At 60.8% G+C, this 16588-nt stretch carries 21 protein-coding genes and 1 tRNA gene; 10 read left to right on the top strand and 12 right to left on the bottom strand.

Annotated features, from left to right (window positions below; translation table 11 throughout):
- The first annotated feature begins 88 nt into the window (after positions 1-88).
- From TU75_RS07450 to TU75_RS07435, 4 genes are all read left to right on the top strand, one after another.
- Positions 89-700 (top strand): LemA family protein, encoded by a 612-nt coding sequence (locus TU75_RS07450; RefSeq protein ID WP_003233851.1) that lies wholly within the window; start codon positions 89-91, stop codon positions 698-700.
- A gap of 18 nt (positions 701-718) precedes the next feature.
- Entirely contained in the window at positions 719-1447 is a 729-nt protein-coding gene (locus tag TU75_RS07445) for a TPM domain-containing protein (RefSeq protein WP_003233852.1), read from the top strand.
- Between the two features lie 31 nt (positions 1448-1478).
- Positions 1479-2096 (top strand): TPM domain-containing protein, encoded by a 618-nt coding sequence (locus TU75_RS07440; RefSeq protein WP_003233854.1) that lies wholly within the window; start codon positions 1479-1481, stop codon positions 2094-2096.
- 143 nt (positions 2097-2239) lie between these two features.
- On the top strand, positions 2240-3457 hold the full coding sequence (locus TU75_RS07435) for a class I SAM-dependent methyltransferase (RefSeq protein ID WP_060548577.1): 1218 nt from the start codon (positions 2240-2242) through the stop codon (positions 3455-3457).
- Between the two features lie 52 nt (positions 3458-3509).
- On the opposite strand, the gene TU75_RS07430 is transcribed toward TU75_RS07435, so the two are convergent.
- Entirely contained in the window at positions 3510-4478 is a 969-nt protein-coding gene (locus TU75_RS07430; protein ID WP_060548576.1) for a FecR family protein, read from the bottom strand.
- 402 nt (positions 4479-4880) lie between these two features.
- Positions 4881-5897, bottom strand: a complete 1017-nt coding sequence (locus tag TU75_RS07425; RefSeq protein WP_003233860.1) for a DUF4917 family protein — start codon at positions 5895-5897, stop codon at positions 4881-4883.
- A 123-nt stretch (positions 5898-6020) separates the two neighbouring features.
- Here TU75_RS07425 and yiaY point away from each other — a divergent pair, with 123 nt between their 5' ends.
- Complete coding sequence (gene yiaY, locus TU75_RS07420) at positions 6021-7169, top strand: L-threonine dehydrogenase (RefSeq protein ID WP_060548575.1); 1149 nt, start codon at positions 6021-6023, stop codon at positions 7167-7169.
- Here yiaY and TU75_RS07415 read toward each other — a convergent pair.
- Positions 7166-8323, bottom strand: a complete 1158-nt coding sequence (locus tag TU75_RS07415; protein ID WP_060548574.1) for an MFS transporter — start codon at positions 8321-8323, stop codon at positions 7166-7168. The two genes, yiaY and TU75_RS07415, sit on opposite strands and share 4 nt — an antisense overlap.
- Before the next feature lie 134 nt (positions 8324-8457).
- Positions 8458-8946: a DMT family transporter gene (locus tag TU75_RS07410; RefSeq protein WP_003233864.1), complete on the bottom strand. Its 489-nt coding sequence runs from the start codon at positions 8944-8946 to the stop codon at positions 8458-8460.
- Positions 8947-9023: 77 nt separating this feature from the next.
- Here TU75_RS07410 and TU75_RS07405 point away from each other — a divergent pair, with 77 nt between their 5' ends.
- The 4 genes from TU75_RS07405 (at position 9024) to TU75_RS07390 (ending at position 11708) form a co-directional block, all read left to right on the top strand.
- On the top strand, positions 9024-9938 hold the full coding sequence (locus TU75_RS07405) for a LysR family transcriptional regulator (protein ID WP_060548573.1): 915 nt from the start codon (positions 9024-9026) through the stop codon (positions 9936-9938).
- A gap of 18 nt (positions 9939-9956) precedes the next feature.
- Positions 9957-10367, top strand: coding sequence for a fosfomycin resistance glutathione transferase (fos, locus tag TU75_RS07400; protein WP_060548572.1), 411 nt, complete (start codon positions 9957-9959; stop codon positions 10365-10367).
- Between the two features lie 52 nt (positions 10368-10419).
- The gene (locus TU75_RS07395; RefSeq protein WP_003233870.1) at positions 10420-11061 is read left to right on the top strand and encodes a LysE family translocator; all 642 of its coding nucleotides are present in this window, start codon (positions 10420-10422) and stop codon (positions 11059-11061) included.
- Between the two features lie 119 nt (positions 11062-11180).
- Complete coding sequence (locus tag TU75_RS07390; RefSeq protein WP_015371472.1) at positions 11181-11708, top strand: DUF4142 domain-containing protein; 528 nt, start codon at positions 11181-11183, stop codon at positions 11706-11708.
- Between the two features lie 54 nt (positions 11709-11762).
- On the opposite strand, the gene TU75_RS07385 is transcribed toward TU75_RS07390, so the two are convergent.
- Complete coding sequence (locus tag TU75_RS07385) at positions 11763-12188, bottom strand: low affinity iron permease family protein (protein ID WP_003233873.1); 426 nt, start codon at positions 12186-12188, stop codon at positions 11763-11765.
- A gap of 175 nt (positions 12189-12363) precedes the next feature.
- On the opposite strand from TU75_RS07385, the gene TU75_RS07380 reads away from it, so the two are divergent.
- A complete protein-coding gene (locus TU75_RS07380; protein ID WP_060548571.1) occupies positions 12364-13146 on the top strand; it encodes a GNAT family N-acetyltransferase in 783 nt (260 codons plus the stop codon).
- On the opposite strand, the gene TU75_RS07375 is transcribed toward TU75_RS07380, so the two are convergent.
- The 7 genes from TU75_RS07375 to TU75_RS07350 form a co-directional block, all read right to left on the bottom strand.
- On the bottom strand, positions 13147-13647 hold the full coding sequence (locus TU75_RS07375) for a methylated-DNA--[protein]-cysteine S-methyltransferase (protein ID WP_060548570.1): 501 nt from the start codon (positions 13645-13647) through the stop codon (positions 13147-13149).
- Between the two features lie 15 nt (positions 13648-13662).
- Entirely contained in the window at positions 13663-14073 is a 411-nt protein-coding gene (locus TU75_RS07370) for a type II toxin-antitoxin system HicB family antitoxin (protein WP_060548569.1), read from the bottom strand.
- Between the two features lie 21 nt (positions 14074-14094).
- Complete coding sequence (locus tag TU75_RS26320) at positions 14095-14229, bottom strand: type II toxin-antitoxin system HicA family toxin (RefSeq protein ID WP_231982047.1); 135 nt, start codon at positions 14227-14229, stop codon at positions 14095-14097.
- 225 nt (positions 14230-14454) lie between these two features.
- Positions 14455-14760: a DUF6482 family protein gene (locus tag TU75_RS07365; protein WP_060548568.1), complete on the bottom strand. Its 306-nt coding sequence runs from the start codon at positions 14758-14760 to the stop codon at positions 14455-14457.
- A 21-nt stretch (positions 14761-14781) separates the two neighbouring features.
- Positions 14782-15306: a DUF3833 domain-containing protein gene (locus TU75_RS07360; RefSeq protein ID WP_003233886.1), complete on the bottom strand. Its 525-nt coding sequence runs from the start codon at positions 15304-15306 to the stop codon at positions 14782-14784.
- A gap of 197 nt (positions 15307-15503) precedes the next feature.
- Positions 15504-15577 (bottom strand) — tRNA-Gly (locus TU75_RS07355).
- A 95-nt stretch (positions 15578-15672) separates the two neighbouring features.
- On the bottom strand, positions 15673-16557 hold the full coding sequence (locus TU75_RS07350; RefSeq protein ID WP_060548567.1) for an alpha/beta fold hydrolase: 885 nt from the start codon (positions 16555-16557) through the stop codon (positions 15673-15675).
- Between the last annotated feature and the right edge of the window lie 31 nt (positions 16558-16588).

Here is a 16588-nt window from a genome sequence, read left to right as displayed (position 1 = left end):
GCATGCCAGTGGTGGCGGATTATGCCCCAAGCGTGTTGCTTGTGGGATGAGTCGTCACATTCCATCAAGGTTCGTCAGGAGAAACACCATGCAAGCAGCACATCCTTATCGCTGGGGCTTGAAGGCCGCAGCATTGCTATTGATCAGCACGCTGCTCAGCGGTTGCGGCATCAACACCATTCCCACGCTGGACGAGCAGGCCAAGGCCGCCTGGGGCCAGGTGCAGAACCAGTACCAGCGCCGCGCCGACCTGATCCCCAACCTGGTGGAGGTGGTCAAGGGCTACGCTGCCCATGAGCAGGACACCCTCACTGCCGTGATTGAAGCGCGGGCCAAGGCCACCTCGATCCAGGTGGATGCCAGCACCCTCGACAACCCGGAAAAACTCAAGCAGTTCCAGCAAGCCCAGGATGGCCTCAGCGGTGCACTCAGCCGTTTGATGGTGGTGTCCGAGCGCTACCCGGACTTGAAGGCCAACCAGAACTTTCTGGCCCTGCAATCGCAACTCGAAGGCACCGAAAACCGTATCGCCGTGGCGCGTCGCGATTTCATCCAGGCCGTGCAGGCCTACAACACCGAAATCCGTACCTTCCCCGGCCGTCTGTGGCACAGCGTGATGTACAGCGATCTGCCGGTACGCGCCTCGTTTGAAGCCACCAGTGCCGATGCCGATAAAGCGCCGCAAGTGAAGTTCAAGTAAGACTTTCCTGAGGTGGCGATGCGTTTATTACGGATAGGTCTGGCGCTGTGGCTGTTGGCCTGCGTGGGCGCAGCCCAAGCGGCGCTGAACTTCCCGGCACTGACCGGGCGGGTGGTGGATAACGCCCAGATGATCGACCCGGCGGTGCGCGAGCAGTTGACCCGGCAGTTGCAGGCGCTGGAGCAAACCTCGGGCGACCAGATCGTGGTGGTCACCGTGCCGGACCTGCAGGGCGTGCCCATTGAAGACTTCGGTTATCAATTGGGCCGCGCCTGGGGCATCGGGCAGAAGGGCAAGGACAACGGCGCGCTGTTGATCGTCGCCCGCGATGAGCGCAAATTGCGCATCGAAGTCGGCTATGGCCTGGAAGGTGTGCTGACCGATGCGCAGTCCTGGGTGATCATCAATCAGGTGATCGCGCCCAAGTTCAAGGCCGGCCATTTCAGCCAGGGCATCAGCGACGGCGTGGCGGCGATGATCCAGGTGGTGGGCGGTGAGCCGTTGGCCGTGCCGGCCCATGTGGCGGATGCGAATTTCGCTGTGGATAACCCCGGGTTTTCCATCGGCCTGTTTGTGCTGCTGATCGGCGTGCTGTGGCTGTGCAATCGCATGGGCCTGCCGGTGGGTGCAATCCTGCTGGCGATCCTCAGCAGCAGCGGTCGCGGCGGCGGGGGAGGCGGTGGCGGTGGTGGATTCCGGGGCGGCGGCGGTGGGTTTGGCGGCGGCGGTGCTTCAGGTGGCTGGTGATGACAACAACTAAAAATGGGCATGTACAACCATGGCATTACTGACTGAACACGAACAACGCCAGGTCGCCGAAGCGATTGCGCGGGTCGAGCAACAGACCGACGCGGAGCTGGTGACCGTGCTGGCGGCGCGTGCCGACGACTACGCCTACATCCCGCTGTTGTGGGCCAGCCTGATCGCGTTGGTGGTGCCGGGTATCGTGCATTACCTGTCGGGCTACATGACCATGTACACGTTGCTGCTGGCGCAATGGGCGACGTTCATCGTGCTGTGCCTGCTGTTTCGTCTGCCTTGGGTCACCACCCGCCTGATCCCGCGTTCGGTGCGTCATTGGCGCGCGTCCAATTTGGCGCGGCGCCAGTTCCTGGAGCAGAACCTGCACCACACGCTGGGCAGCACCGGGGTGCTGATTTTTGTCAGCGAGGCGGAGCGTTATGTGGAGATCCTTGTCGACGACGGCATTTCCACACGCCTGGATGACAGCAGTTGGGACGCCATCGTCAAGGCATTTACCCAGCAAGTGAAACAGGGGCAGACGCTCGCCGGGTTTATTGCGTGCATCGAGGCGTGCGGCGAGTTGCTCAAGGTGCATGTGCCGGTGACGCAGACGCGCAATGAGCTGCCTAACCGACTGGTCGTGCTCGAATAGTCCGGGCAACCGCATGCCAACTGTGGGAGGGGGCTTGCTCCCACAGTGGTATGTTGTGGTGACCGTTGATCAAATAACTCCGTGCCCCCAACCGCCATCCCCCCTAAAATGCCCGACATTCCCTGCCCGAGGCGTTTTTGTTCATGTCCGTCACCGCTAAACCCGCAAGCCCCGCGCCGGATCATCATGCCCAGTTCATTGAGCTGCTGAACGCAAGCCTTGCGCAGAACGCTTTTATCAAGCTGGTGCTGGCCAAGTACGTCGGTGAGGAAGCCGACCTGCAGCGCCTGATCATCAAGCCGGTCACCGTCAAGGACCAGCCGTGCCTGTCCTTCGTCTATCGCTACAAGACCCGCGATATCACCAGGAATTTCCCCTTGGCCGAGGGCGTGGCGGCGATTGCCGAGCTGTTGCCTGCGTCATTCAAGAACGCGCACTTGCTGTCGCTGACCGATGAAGTCCAGCTGGAGTACAGCAAGAAGAACAAAAGTTCGCTGTTCAAAAGCAAACCGCAACAACTGCGCGAAGCACCGTCTGCCGAGCATAACCGTGAGAAGAACCGCTACCTCGACCTGAGCCGACCGTTCCTCGCCGACCTGGGCGTGACCGACGCCAGGCAGGCGCTGATCCCGTCGATGTCGCGCAAGTGGAAGCAGATCAACAAGTTCATCGAAGTGTTCAGCCATGCACTGACCTCGTCGCCCCTCAAACTCGACCAACCAGTGCGTGTTGCCGATTTCGGCTCGGGCAAGGGTTACCTCACGTTTGCGATTCACGATTACCTGCGCAACACCCTCAAGGCCGAAGGCGAGGTCACTGGCGTAGAGCTGCGCGAAGACATGGTGAGCCTGTGCAACGCCGCCGCCGCTCGTCTGGAACACCCTGGGCTGGTGTTCAAATGCGGGGACGTGCGCAGCGTGGCGCCGAGCGAACTGGACGTGATGATCGCCCTGCATGCCTGCGATGTCGCCACCGACTACGCGATCCACACCGGCATCCGCTCCGGCGCATCGATCATCATGTGCTCGCCGTGCTGCCACAAACAGATTCGGCTGCAGATCCAGAGTCCGGCGTTGCTCAAGCCGATGCTGCAATACGGTCTGCACCTGGGCCAACAGGCGGAAATGGTCACGGACAGTCTGCGGGCGCTGTTCCTTGAGGCTTGTGGCTATGAGACCAAGGTGTTCGAGTTCATTTCGTTGGAACACACCAACAAGAACAAGATGATCCTCGCGGTGAAGCGCTCGCAGCCGTTGGACAATGCGCAGTTGCTGGCGAAAATCCAGGCGCTGAAGGCGTTCTATCACATCACTGAGCACTGCCTGGAAACCCTGCTGCGCGCGGATGGTTTCTTGAGCTGAACGCGGTCCAATTGTCGCCGCTCAGCGCCGGAAAATATTTTCATGCGTGGAGCTATTGGCTTGGTTCGATCCGCAGGACACCGTCCGCCGAGGCTACGGTTTTCACCGGCAGCAGCGCGGGCAGGGCATTGAGCAGGGCGTCGGGGTCATTCACATCCAGGTTGCCCGACACCTTGAGCGCTGCAACTGCCTTGTTGACCTGCAGCGGCGCCTGAGGGCGATACAGGCTCAGCTCGTCGATCAGGCTGGCCAGTTCCTGATTGCGAAACGACAAGTGGCCGCTGCGCCAGTCGGCCACCTCTTCGGCGGTGAGGGATTGCTGTTGCAACGCGCCTTGGGCGTAGCTGTAAATCGCGCGTTGCCGGGCGCCAAGCAGAGCGACGGGTGTGTTCGCGTCCGGCTCGAACGCCACCTGGCCATGGGCGACGCTGACCACCAGTTGCTGCTGGCTGCGGCGCACATCGAAACCCGTGCCCACCGCCCGCACAGTCGCGGTGCCGGCCTGCACGTACAGGGGGCGTTCCTTGTCGGCGGCGACGTCGATGTACAGTTGGCCCTGGTCCAGGTGAAGAATGCGTTGATGCGCGGTGAAGTCCACACGGATGTGGGTGTTGGCGTTTACATACAGGGTGCTGCCATCGGGCAGGTCGAGGTCGCGCATGCCCTTGGCGTGGGCCGCCAACTGGCCCTGATAAGGCTCGCGGGGCGCGCCCAGGTGCGTGGCCAGCACGGCGCAGAGCACGCCGGCCGCCACGGCCAGGGCCGAGCGCCAGAGGGACGCTTTGCGTGCTATCAACGCCACGGGTTTGTTCAGTTGTTGGAGTTGGGCGAGGTCGGCCCACAGCTGTTCGAATTCGGCGTAGGCCTGCGCATGCGCAGGCACCGACTGCCAGGCGGCAAAGGCTTTGCGCTCGGTGCGGCTCAGGTGGTTGCGGTTGCGTGCAAACCAGCTGGCGGCCTGGGCATCGATGGCGTCGCGTGCTTCGTTGTCGAGGGCGTCGGTGTCGCTCAGGCGGTTCATTCTGGCTGCTCCGTGCCGGGGGCGGATTGAAGATGCCTTTTGCAATGCAGCAGGGCGAGCTGCGCCCAGGCCTTCGAAGCGGTGCAGCATAAGGGCTTCTTGCCTGCGGGGCGAGGGTTCGGCGAGGACTTCTTTCAAGTGTTCCAGGCGTTGCAGGCGCGGCGCGGCGGCTATTGACCCTGGCGTAATGACTGTGGCAACCACCTCCCTATGGCGAGCGGGCCTTTTGTGGCAAGCGGGCTTGCCCCGCGTTGGGGGGCGAAGCGCCCACAATTTAAGGAAAGCGCGGTGTACCTGATACGGCTTAGCGCCTGGTATTGGGGCTGCTGCGCAGCCCAACGCAGGACAAGCCTGCTCGCCACATGGCTACTGCAAGACCTGGCGCAGCCTCCCACCGTTTGATCAACGCTCAACCGGGACGGACAGTGCCGGGTTGCCCAGTGGATGGGTACGTGCGGCAAAGAACCTCAGTGCCACGCCCGTGCCGTCAAACAACTGCGAATAGCGCCTTTTCTGCTGGCGGATAAACCCCTCACTGCGCCCCGACACCGCGATCGCCAGGTTGCTCACATCCGCTTGGCGAATGGCATCCACCAGGTGTTGATCCTGGGGCCCCAGGTCATGCCCGAAGATGCACAGCGCGCCCTCGTGGCTGAGCAACTGTTCATAGCAGAACGACAGGTAATCCGAGCTGCGGATGGTCTTGAGCTTCTCTTGCACCGTGCCTTCGCTGACGAACAGCGGCACGTCGTCGAGGGTCTTGATCGTATTGTTGATCGCAAAACTGCTGAGCAGGGTGCTGTCGGTGGACGCCAGTTTGCGCGCGGTGCCGTCGAGGTTACGCACCAGGTGCAGGCCGCCGTGCAGGTACAGAATGCGCGTGGCGTCGGTGCGGGTGTCGCGCAGGTCGAAGTGGGCGTCGGCGCTGCGGAACAGGTCGTCGATGCCTGGCGTGTGCAGGATCGCCCAGTAATTGAGCAAGTCGTAGTTGCTGGTGAACACCGTCGCGTAACGCTGCAATTCATGGTTGATCGTCGCCAGTGTCGACGGCTGCACCAGTCGCCACGGGATATGCACGGCGTGGATGGTGTTGATCAGCGCTTCCTTGATCGCGTAATAGCGGTTGCGCGGCGCCGCCGAGCTGACCGCCAGTGCCTTGTTGACCCGGCTGGTGGTTTTCAGTGCGCCCAGGGCCTGCTCGAAACTGCGGGTTTGCAGGGCGTCGAATACGCTGAGTTCGGATGCGCCCAAGGGCTTTTCTTCGACGGTGCGCGCGTTTTCAAACAGCGAGTCGTAGGCAAAGTCTTCCCAAATCGTGCGGCTGGCGCCATTGCCGATCAGAATCCCACTGAAGTCGAGGGCAGCACGCAGCGCGGTCCAGTCTTCAAGGTGGGCGTCAATATCCTGGAAATCCTTCATTGCGGTGGGTCTACTCAAAATCGGCTGGACGGTGACTTTATCACGAGCGGGCATTGATCCTGATCAACATGCGCCGTGCGGCAAGGGTTGATCCTGTCGGCCTAACGCCTCCGAGGATTGACCATGAGCAGCACCTTCTTCATTCCCGCCGTCAACATCATGGGCGCCGACTGCCTGGACGACGCCATGCTCGCCATTCGCAACTACGCTTTTCGCAAGGCGCTGATCGTGACCGACGCGGGCCTGGCCAAGGCGGGCGTGGCCGGCATGATTGCCGAGAAGCTGGCGCTGCAGGACATCGACTCGGTGATCTACGACGGTGCCAGGCCCAACCCCAACGTGGACAACGTCGAGAAAGGCCTGGCGCTGTTGCAGCAGAGCGCCTGTGATTTCGTGGTGTCCCTGGGCGGCGGCTCGCCCCATGACTGCGCCAAGGGCATCGCGTTGTGCGCCACCAATGGCGGGCGTATCGGCGACTACGAAGGCGTCGACCGGTCGAGCAAGCCGCAACTGCCGCTGGTGGCCATCAATACCACCGCCGGCACCGCCAGCGAGATGACCCGCTTCTGCATCATCACTGACGAAACCCGCCACGTGAAAATGGCCATCGTGGACCGCAACGTCACGCCGTTGTTGTCGGTCAACGATCCTGCGCTGATGGTCGGCATGCCCAAGGGCCTCACCGCCGCCACCGGCATGGACGCCCTGACCCATGCCATCGAAGCCTACGTGTCCACCGCCGCCACGCCGATTACCGATGCCTGCGCGATCAAGGCCATTGAGCTGATCAGCGCCAACCTGCGCCTGGCGGTGCACGACGGCAGCGACAAAGGCGCCCGGGAGAACATGGCGTATGCGCAGTTCCTCGCCGGGATGGCCTTCAACAATGCGTCACTGGGTTTCGTGCATGCCATGGCGCACCAGTTGGGCGGCTTTTATGACTTGCCCCACGGCGTGTGCAACGCGGTCTTGCTGCCCCACGTGCAAAGCTTCAACGCCAGTGTCTGCGCCAGGCGCCTGAGTGACGTGGCGCGCGCATTGGGGGCCGATATCACCGGCATTACTGCCGAAGAGGGCGCCCAGGCCGCCATCGCCGCGATCCGCAAACTGTCCCACGACGTGGAAATCCCCGCTGGCCTGCGCGAACTCGGCGCCAAGTTGCAGGACATTCCACTGCTGGCCAGCAATGCGTTGAAGGACGCATGCGGGCTGACCAACCCTCGTCGGGCAGATCAACGGCAGATTGAGGAGGTTTTTCGCAGTGCGTTTTAGATCGCCCGGCAGCGAGCCACACAGGCGCAGGCAGTACTCGCCAGCACTACGCACAGCAGCGTAAAGGGCCATGCCTGCTCACTCACCAGCAGGCTCGCCACGCCGCCGATCAGCGCCGCGATCAATTGATGAATGAACCCGCTCAAGGCCATGGCGTAAGCGCCACTGACCGGAGACTGATCATTGGCCATGGATAAGCTGATGGGATAGCTCATCGACTGCCCCACCAATGCCAGGCAATAGGGCATCCACAGCAGCACCGCCAGTGCGCCGGCAAATACACTGCCTAACAGCATGATCGCCGTGCCCAGCAACACCAGCGCACTGCCGACGCTCATCATGGTCAACCGCCCCACGCGCGCGACGACGCGATTGACCAGCAACGCCCCTGTCAGATATGCGCCGCTGATCGGCCAGCCCAGCCAGCCATATTGCGCCGCGCTCCACCCAAAGCGGCCTTGCAGAATCAGCGGTGCACATGTGTTGAACACGATGATCACGCCATAGCCCAGCCCGCCGGCGAGTGCCGCGTACAAGAAAGGTGGATGTCGTACGATCTGTGTGTAGACACGCAATGCGCAGAGCAAACGGGCGGCCTTCATACGCGTCGTAACTATCATGCGTTGCACCACCACCATCAGCACGCTGGCCCCCAGCGCCAAGGTATAAAAGATCGCTTCCCAGCCGAATGCCATCTGCAGCAGCGAGCCTGCGAACTGGCTCAGGCCCAAGGCAATCACGAAGGTCATCCCCAACCATGACAACCCCTTGGCCAGCAATGCACCGCTGAAATTGTCGCGGACCAGCACGCGCGCCATCACCGAAACGCCACCCGCGCCAAGGCCCTGAATCAGCCGCATTGCCAGGAAGAGTTCGACATTGCCCGCCAACGCAATTGCCGCACTCGCCAGTGCGTACAACGCCAGCGCTGCAAGCAATACCGGCTTTCTGCCAAATCGCTCGCCCAGGCTGCCCCATAGCAACATCGGCAGTGCCATGCCCACCAGATACACCGCAATGGCCATTGCCACCAGCTCTTCTGCGGCTGTCAGGGAGTGGGCGATGGCCGGGACTGCCGGCAAGTAGCTGCTGATGCCGGCTTGAGCGAGGAAAGCGGCGCTGCAGGCGAGGATGAGTGCGGTGGTGTTTTTCAAGGGCTGGCTTATCCTTTTTTTTTGGAGGGTAAGCTACAAGCTGATAGTGCGTTTGTCTGTATTGTGCAGTACTGGTTTTGTAACCACGCAGTCGATCTTTTGAGCGTGCTGTTATTTGGCGCCACCGCCGCTGATCAACCCGCCGCCCCCAGCGCCCGTGCAGGTGTGCTGCTGAATTGGATCATTACCACGCCGCCCATCAACAACAGCGCGCCGATCACTCGGGGCGTATTCAGTTGGCGTTCGGCCAGGCCGAACAGGCCGAAGTGGTCGAGCAGCAGCGATGCGAGAATCTGCCCGGCCATGGCCAGGGCGATAAACCCCGAGGCACCGAGTTTGGGCAGCAGCATCAGCGCCAGCGAAATAAAGCACACGCCGAACGCGCCACCGGCCCACATCCACAGCGGGGCCTGGGTGATAAATGCCAGGCTTGGCAACGGCAGGCGCAGGGCAAGGATTACCGGCAGCAGCACGATGATGCTCACCAGCAATGACGCCAGCGTGGCCCAGAGCGGGTGGCCGAGCCCGCGCCCGAGGCTGGCGTTGATCGCACTTTGAAACGGCACCACCGCCCCGGCGATTACGGCCAAGAGCAATAACCCGGCCCATTGCAACGTCGTCATGTCGAATCTCCCAGAGGTTTTGCTGGACTCTAGGGTATTCGTCGCGCAAATTTAAATTCCAATTACGTATGGATGGCATGCAGCTGATGAATGATCTGCGACGCATCGACCTCAACCTGTTGGTCATTCTCGACGCCTTGCTCAGTGAGCAACACGTCACCCGTGCCGCCGAGCGCCTGCACCTGAGCCAGCCGGCGGTGAGCCATGCACTGGCACGCCTGCGCGACCTGCTCGGCGACCCATTGCTGGTGCGGCAGGGCGGTGCGCTGGTTGCTACTGCCCGCGCGCTGGAGCTGACCACTCCCTTGGCCGAAGCCCTGGCCCAGGTGCAGGCATTGCTGGCGCCGAACCGGTTTGATCCGGCGACCGCCAAGCGTCGGTTCCGCGTGGCGATGTCGGACTACGGCGCGGCGATTTTTTTGCCGCAGCTGGTGCGCGCGTTGCGCCGGGAGGCACCGGGTATCGACTTGCAGATCGTCCAGACCAGCCGGGAAGGCATGATCGACGGTGTGCTCAATGGTGATCTGGACCTGGCCGCCGGCGTCTTCCCGGACACGCCGGCCGAACTGCGCACTACACCGCTGTTCGAAGAGCACTACACCTGTCTGGTGGACCGCAACAGCCTGCCGGACAGCGGCGTGCTCGACTTGCCGACTTACCTGTCGCGGCCTCATATACTGCTGGAGATGCGCGGCAGCGGCACCCCGGAAATCGAACGCGCCTTGAAAGCGATTCGGGAGCGGCGGCATGTGGCGATCAGCCTGCCCCACTGGGGCGTCGCGCCGCGGTTGATTGAGGGCACGGATCTGATCCTCACAGTGTCATCGCGGGGAGTCCTGGCCATTGATCAAGAGCAACTGCTGGCCGTGCCACCGCCGTTTCATATCCCCACGTTTGCTTTTGAATTGGCGTGGCATGCGCGGCGGGGTGGAGATGCAGGGTTGCAGTGGTTGAGTGGGCAGGTGCGGGGTGTATTGTGCGAAGGCCGTTGATAACAGGAAAACGACAGTATGCTTTCGGGACTCAATCACCTCACGCTGGCCGTCGTCGATGTGCAACGCAGCCTGCGCTTCTACCACGAGCTGTTGCGCTTGCAGCTCGATGCAACCTGGGACAACGGCGCTTACCTCTCGCTGCCTGGGTTGTGGCTCTGTTTGTCCCTCGACCCGCTGCGCGACCCGACGCTGGCGGTTGATTACACCCACTACGCATTCAGCACGCATCCGCGTGATTTTGATGCATTGGTAGAGCGCCTCAGGGCCGCGGGTGTGCAGGAATGGCGTGATAACCGCAGTGAGGGCGCTTCCTACTATTTTCTCGACCCTGATGGGCACAAGCTCGAGGTCCACGTTGGCGATCTGGCATCGCGTCTGCAAGCCTGTCGTGACAAACCTTACACAGGCATGAAGTTTTACCCATGACGCCGGAACGTGCAGAATCCGTACACCTCAACCATCCGTCAGAGTCACGCCCATGACCCCATCCCTGCTGCTCGCCGTCCTTGCTTCAGGCTTCATCTACGGTATTACGCCAGGTCCGGGCGTGCTGGCGGTGTTCGGCATTGGTGCTTCCCGTGGCCGCCGTGCCGGCGCGGGATTTTTGTGCGGGCATTTGCTGGGGGACGTGCTGTGGTGCAGCACCGCGCTGATTGCGATTGTGGGCGCGCGCGAGGTCGGCAGCACGGCATTCGACGTGCTCGGCGTGCTCAGCGGGCTGTATCTGTTCTGGCTCGGCTGGCGCGCGATTCGCACCCAGCGTCGCAACAGTGATGCACCTCAGGGCGCGGCGCGGCATCCGTTCTGGCACGGCATCCTGTTTGGCCTGACCAATCCCAAGGCGTACCCGGTGGCGGTTGCGACATTCACGGCATTACTTTCCAGCCGCGCCGAATTGCTGACCTGGGCGATGCTGCCGTCGCTGATTTTCCTGAGCTTTATAGGCGGCCTGCTGGCCTATACGATTCTGATCGGCGTGGTCGGCGCCCAGCGCGTGCGCATGGTGTATCAGCGCCACGAAATCCTGATCACCCGGCTGTGCGGCGTGATGTTCATCGGCTTCGCTATCAATGCCCTGGCCCACGCGTTGCCGGGCCTGTTCGGCAGCAAGCCTGCCTGAAGCAGCGGCGACCGTTCGTCGCACTGAAAAGTTTTTTCTAAACCTTTACCGCCCTGAAAATTCGAATTCAGGGCGAGGTGTATGTCCTCGCACCTATTTTTGCCCTGGAGGAACCCATCATGAGCCGCATGGCTATCCGGTTACGCACCGCCAGTTTCGCGATGCTGCTGGGCCTCGGCGCCAGCAATGCTTTCGCCCAGTCGCCTGCCGAATTCATTGAGCAGGCCTCGGCCAAAGGCATGGCCGATATCGAAACCAGTCGCATGGCCCATTCCAAGACCTCGTCCCAGGAAATCAAGGACTACACCATTGAGGTGATCAACGAGCGCACGCTGGCCAACCAGCACCTGGCGGCCATCGCCAAGAAGCTCGAGCTGCCCGTGGCGCCGCGCGAGAAAATTGTCGACAAGGCCGAAACCCTGATGCCCGAGCTCAAGGATGGCGACTCGTTCGACGCCGCCTATACGGCGCAGCAGGTCAAGGAAAACGAAGACGCCATCGCCCTGTTCAAGCGCGAGGGTGCGGCTTCCAGCGTGCCGGAAATAAAGGCCCTGGTGGATGAGACGCTGCCCAAGCTGGAGGAGCGTTTGCAAAAGGCCCGTGCGCTGGCGTCGACTTATGGCAAAGGCCATCAAGGCGACGGTTGAGAGGCTGGCCTGAAATGAAAAACGGCGGTTGGATCAGATCCAACCGCCGTTTTTTCATGCCTGGTTCAGGTCGGTCCTGACTTGTTCGGCATCGTCGGCAGCGATGCCGCAACTGCTGTTCAAACTGACGGTGCCGGTTTTGCCGATGCTGCGGTATTCCTGGCGTAGTTTTTCGAGTTCTTTACGGTCGAGCCCATCCAGACTCAGCACCGCATTCTGCGCATCCTTGGAGACGCGCAGCAGTTCATCGATCTTGATGTGCAGGATGTCATTGTCGCGGTTTTGCGTGTTCTGGATCAGGAACACCATCAGAAACGTGATGATGGTGGTCGAGGTATTGATGATCAATTGCCAGGTGTCGTTGTAGTGGAAGTACGGCCCGCTCAGGCTCCACAAGCAAATCAATGCGACGGCGGCATAGAACGTCCGGGCACTGCCTGCCCAGCGGGACAGGGATTGCGAGATGGCGGCGAATTTCATGACCTTTTTCCTTTGAAGTGGGTGATGACCATATCGACCGTGGCTGGCCTGTGAAATTTCTTTTTACAGTTAACTTCCCAAGCCAGGCGACGCTTTTTTGATCCTCTTTTAGGAGTCGGCCTACAGCACGTAGCTGCGTCACCTCCAAGACTGGGTTTTTGCCTGGATGTTGCCCATGCCCAATGACAGCGCCTGTGAGCTGAGTGCGCTCTATCAAAAAACCGACGAACATTTTTATTCCACGACCTGCTTGCCGTATCGCCGCTACGGTTCGTGCGTCAGCGCTTATGTCATTGATGAAGACGATGGTCCGCAGAACCTGCTCATCATTCGGCTGGGGTGCGTGCCGTCGGGCGATGAGCTGGCCGCTGCGCTGGATTTGATCCGCCGTACCGCGCTGCCTGTGCGCCTGGTCATTCACGAGCAAAAGGTTGAGGTGTTGCGTGAGCTGCTCACGAACCTCGATTTTCAGGCGGCCGAAATGACCACCGCAATGGCCCTTCGATGGGTGTCGTTCACGCCATCGCCCAGTGCGGCGGCTGCGCAGATCAGCCTGACCCGCGACCTCACACAGTGGGCCGTCCCGCTTGCCAGTGCGTTCTCGTCGGCTCCCGCAGAGGTCGCGCATTATCAGCTGCGGCATGAGCGGGCTCTTGAGGCGGGTGAGGCGTTGTACCACTTCGTTTTGTCTGTCGAGGGCCAGGTGGCTTCTTCGTTGACGTTGTCGATGTGTGACGGGGCGGCGCGCATCAACGATTTTGGTACCGTCGCGGGTCTTCGCGGTAAGGGCTATGGCACTCGATTGATCCAGACAGTGCTGCTTCATGCCTGGCGCCTGGGCGGGCGGCTCTGTTTTCTTGAGGCGACTACGGGGGCTACGTCGCTCTATCAAAGCCTGGGTTTCGAGCGCTTGTTCGATTATCAGACCTTTGTGCGGGGCCCGGTTGCACAGGTGTAATCAGAACACCAGGTTGGCTTGGTTGCGGTTTTCCAGCGTCAACAGGTACTGCTTGGCCTCAAGCCCCCCGGCAAACCCGGTCAAGGTGCCCGATGCGCCAATGACGCGATGACACGGCGCAATGATCGAGATGGGGTTGCGACCGTTGGCGGCGCCCACTGCGCGAACGGCGGTGGGGTTGCCGATCTGCGAGGCAATCTGGCTGTAGCTGCGGGTTTCGCCGAAGGGAATGGTCAACAGCGCTTGCCAGACCTGCTTCTGAAAGTCGGTGCCGACAAAATCCAGCTCCAGCTCGAAATGGTTGCGCGTTCCGGCGAAATATTCGGTCAACTGGCGTTCGGTTTCCAGCAGCACCGGGTTATCGCCGGTCTCGATCAAATCACCCAGGCGAACACGGTTGGCGCGCTCCGTTTCCCACAGGATGGCCGCGAGCTTGCCGGCGCGCGCCACCAGGGTGAGCTGGCCGACGGGGGAGGGCATGAGGGTGTATTCGTGGGGCATGAGCGCGCTCCTGGGTCAGTGGCCGTTCTGTAGTACCTTGAGTGCTGCCGATGCCAGAAAACCTGAACGGCTTTTTTCTTCCGGGTGGTGTAGCACATAGTCATCAATGCGATTAAGCAGATAGCCAGGCAAGGTGATGTTGAGTTTTTGCGCCTTGCCCAGATAGCGGGTGACATCGATGTCCACCACTGCCCAGATACAGCCGGCGTATTGGGGGTTGGCGGCATGCACCGTGACTTTTTGCGCGCCGGGAATCGGCGAGCCGTCTTCGGCAAGGATTTCGAAGTGTCCTTCGATGGCTTCGCGGGCCATGGCCATGGCGTCGTCCAGGTCGTCGCCGGCCGAATGGCAGCCAGGAATATCCGGGACTTCCACGCCCCAGGCGTGGTCTTTGTCACCGGTTGAAATTGCGATGGGGTACAGCATGGGTTTGTCCTCCACAGACGTTCAACTCAGCAGAGCCTGTTTCAAAATGCTTTTGGCAGTCTTGTCCAACAGATCCTTTTTTGGATGAGGAATCGTCACCAGTCCCGGCTTGGTCGGGTGTTTGTAGTGGTGATGACTGCCTCTGATACGCACCAGGTACTAGCCATCCGCAACGATATGACCTATCAAGTATCGACTATCCACAACACCTCCTTGTGGTGGGTGTTGGTGGCGACTATAACCACAGAAAATAAAATATCAACACTCTACCCACCGGTAATTGATGAGCGGTATTTCGGTGAGTGGTCACTGCAGTGTATGAGCGCCTCGGAACGGCGCCGGAGAGAGGTATTGCGAGGTTTTGCGACGCAGGCGAAGCGCCTAGTGCGTCGCCGCGAGCGAAAACGGAATGCGCAAGGCACCGATAGGTCCTGCACGCGTGCCGCACATTTCGTCATGCACGCACTGCTGCACCAGCACACAGGGAAATGGCGGAACGCGTTGCAACAGGTCGCGCAGATGGGTAGTGGAACGCAGGCGCAGGGTCTTGCCATGTTCGTCCAGCAAGGTCAGTTCGCCGTCGTCGAGTTTCACGCGAGCAATGTAAAAGCCGCCCTCCAGCGACAGTAGCTCCAGCTCACGTATTGCGCCTTTTTCGGCCAGTTCGGTCAACATTTGCACATTCATGATTCACCCTCGCGTTCAGGTTTATTGGCGACGAAAGAACAACGTGACCTGGCCCCACTCAACGCCGAACTTGGACATGCTCGAACGGTTGATCAGCGTGTCTTCATCCATCAGGTACATCCAGTCGTCAAAACTGACTTCGTACACAGAACCATCCACCGGCAGGTTGAGCCGGTAGCGCCAGCGCAGCGCATTGCCGGCCACTTCGCCGATGGCCTCGCCCACGACATCACCGGCGCGCCCACGCCAGCGCCCGGGGCCATCGGGGGTGAGCGTCCACACCCGCTGCTGGCGCGTGCCATCGCTGTATAGAAATCGCTCATCGAGAATCAGCGCATTGCCCTCACGCCGGCTGGTGATGTCCACCTCGAAACGCTTGGCCACTTCGCCCGAGCGTTTTTCGAATATCCCCCAGGCCTTGACGGGCTTGCTGAAGAAACGCTGCAGATCCAATTGCGGTTGCTGATTGGCATAGTGCTCGACGCCCACATGGGCGCAGCCACCCAGGCTGAGTATCAGCAACAGTGAAACCAGAAGGCGCGGCATGGCCTGGCTCCTTGATCGCGCGCAGCGTCTTGCCGGCGCTCAAGGGTAGATAGTTGTACAGAATTATTGGTTTGTACAGGTCTTGAGTGGATTGTCTGATGCCTGACTCAAATGGCAGCCATAAAAAAACCGGCCATTCGGACCGGTTTTTCATGCATCTTCCGTCAAAAAAACTGCGACGTCGGACCCAAAAAGAGTGGAGCGGGTAGAGGGAATCGAACCCTCAACTAAAGCTTGGGAAGCTTTCGTTTTGCCACTAAACTATACCCGCTCAAAGCGGCTGACTTTGTACCAGATGTTCGCCGCAATTTGAAGTTTTTCTTCAAAAATCTATGAGTTTGCTGTCGCTTCCGCAGCGATGGCATTTCAGAGTGCGAATGCCTGCTGCGTCCGTCCCTGCTGACATCTCAACCGGCTCAACGGCCGTTGCCCCTTCAAGAATCCCACCACCGCCTCCCGGCTGTCGCGGCAGGCTGCCTTGTGTTCCATGTCGAGGAAATGCCCGGTTGCCTGAATGGTGCTGAAGCTGCTGTGCGCCACATGCTGCCCGAACAACCGGGCATCCTGGGGGCAGGTGTATTCGTCCCATTCGCCGTTGATGAACAGCACCGGTACGTCGATGGCCTTGGCTGCCTTGAGGTAATACTGTCGATCACCGTCCAGCATCTGGCTGATGTGAAAATGCATCTGCCCGTATTCGTGCTCGGCCAGGCCGCTGACGTGTTTGTAGTTGAAGCGCTTGAACAACGACGGCAGGTGCTTGCCGAGGGTGCTGTTAACCAGATGGCCGACGCGGTGGCGGTCGCGGTTGCCGAGGTAATCGGCGCCCCGTTCAAGATAGTCACGCATGGGCGCATTGATCACCGGGGAGAACGAGCTGATCACCGCCTTTTCCACGCGCCGGGGCTGCTGGGACAAGGCCACCAGCGCCGCCGTGCCGCCCCAGGAGAAGGACAGCACATGCTCGGCGGCGAAGTGGTCGATGAGGTCCAGCAGGAGCTGGCCTTCGACCTCCTTGGTGAGCATGTGCTCATGGCGGTTGTGGATTCTGGAACGGCCGGCGTAGGGCTGGTCGTACAGAACCACATTGAATTGCGGGTGCAGGCTTTTCACGGTCTGGGCGAAGGAAGCCGTGGTGGCCATCGAGCCGTTGACCAGGACGATGGTCTTTTCAGCCGCGTCCGCGCGGTATAACTCCGTGTAAACCCGGTACTGACCCTGCATATCCAACACAGCGATTTCTGGCGTCATGTCGTAAGACTCCTGGCAAGCGGGTAGAGCG

Source organism: Pseudomonas poae, from assembly GCF_001439785.1.
In the GTDB taxonomy this organism is placed as follows: domain Bacteria; phylum Pseudomonadota; class Gammaproteobacteria; order Pseudomonadales; family Pseudomonadaceae; genus Aquipseudomonas; species Aquipseudomonas poae.
The sequence above is the reverse complement of the archived record's forward strand: the minus strand, read 5'-3'. Positions and strand labels throughout refer to the sequence as shown.

What these genes read in the sequence shown, in the direction of transcription:
- TU75_RS07450 (WP_003233851.1), top strand. Translation starts at nt 89, where the DNA reads ATGCAAGCAGCACATCCTTATCGCTGGGGCTTGAAGGCCGCAGCATTG.
- TU75_RS07445 (WP_003233852.1), top strand. Translation starts at nt 719, where the DNA reads ATGCGTTTATTACGGATAGGTCTGGCGCTGTGGCTGTTGGCCTGCGTG.
- TU75_RS07440 (WP_003233854.1), top strand. Translation starts at nt 1,479, where the DNA reads ATGGCATTACTGACTGAACACGAACAACGCCAGGTCGCCGAAGCGATT.
- TU75_RS07435 (WP_060548577.1), top strand. Translation starts at nt 2,240, where the DNA reads ATGTCCGTCACCGCTAAACCCGCAAGCCCCGCGCCGGATCATCATGCC.
- TU75_RS07430 (WP_060548576.1), bottom strand. Translation starts at nt 4,478, where the DNA reads ATGAACCGCCTGAGCGACACCGACGCCCTCGACAACGAAGCACGCGAC.
- TU75_RS07425 (WP_003233860.1), bottom strand. Translation starts at nt 5,897, where the DNA reads ATGAAGGATTTCCAGGATATTGACGCCCACCTTGAAGACTGGACCGCG.
- yiaY (WP_060548575.1), top strand. Translation starts at nt 6,021, where the DNA reads ATGAGCAGCACCTTCTTCATTCCCGCCGTCAACATCATGGGCGCCGAC.
- TU75_RS07410 (WP_003233864.1), bottom strand. Translation starts at nt 8,946, where the DNA reads ATGACGACGTTGCAATGGGCCGGGTTATTGCTCTTGGCCGTAATCGCC.
- TU75_RS07405 (WP_060548573.1), top strand. Translation starts at nt 9,024, where the DNA reads ATGCAGCTGATGAATGATCTGCGACGCATCGACCTCAACCTGTTGGTC.
- fos (WP_060548572.1), top strand. Translation starts at nt 9,957, where the DNA reads ATGCTTTCGGGACTCAATCACCTCACGCTGGCCGTCGTCGATGTGCAA.
- TU75_RS07395 (WP_003233870.1), top strand. Translation starts at nt 10,420, where the DNA reads ATGACCCCATCCCTGCTGCTCGCCGTCCTTGCTTCAGGCTTCATCTAC.
- TU75_RS07390 (WP_015371472.1), top strand. Translation starts at nt 11,181, where the DNA reads ATGAGCCGCATGGCTATCCGGTTACGCACCGCCAGTTTCGCGATGCTG.
- TU75_RS07385 (WP_003233873.1), bottom strand. Translation starts at nt 12,188, where the DNA reads ATGAAATTCGCCGCCATCTCGCAATCCCTGTCCCGCTGGGCAGGCAGT.
- TU75_RS07380 (WP_060548571.1), top strand. Translation starts at nt 12,364, where the DNA reads ATGCCCAATGACAGCGCCTGTGAGCTGAGTGCGCTCTATCAAAAAACC.
- TU75_RS07375 (WP_060548570.1), bottom strand. Translation starts at nt 13,647, where the DNA reads ATGCCCCACGAATACACCCTCATGCCCTCCCCCGTCGGCCAGCTCACC.
- TU75_RS07370 (WP_060548569.1), bottom strand. Translation starts at nt 14,073, where the DNA reads ATGCTGTACCCCATCGCAATTTCAACCGGTGACAAAGACCACGCCTGG.
- TU75_RS07365 (WP_060548568.1), bottom strand. Translation starts at nt 14,760, where the DNA reads ATGAATGTGCAAATGTTGACCGAACTGGCCGAAAAAGGCGCAATACGT.
- TU75_RS07360 (WP_003233886.1), bottom strand. Translation starts at nt 15,306, where the DNA reads ATGCCGCGCCTTCTGGTTTCACTGTTGCTGATACTCAGCCTGGGTGGC.
- TU75_RS07350 (WP_060548567.1), bottom strand. Translation starts at nt 16,557, where the DNA reads ATGACGCCAGAAATCGCTGTGTTGGATATGCAGGGTCAGTACCGGGTT.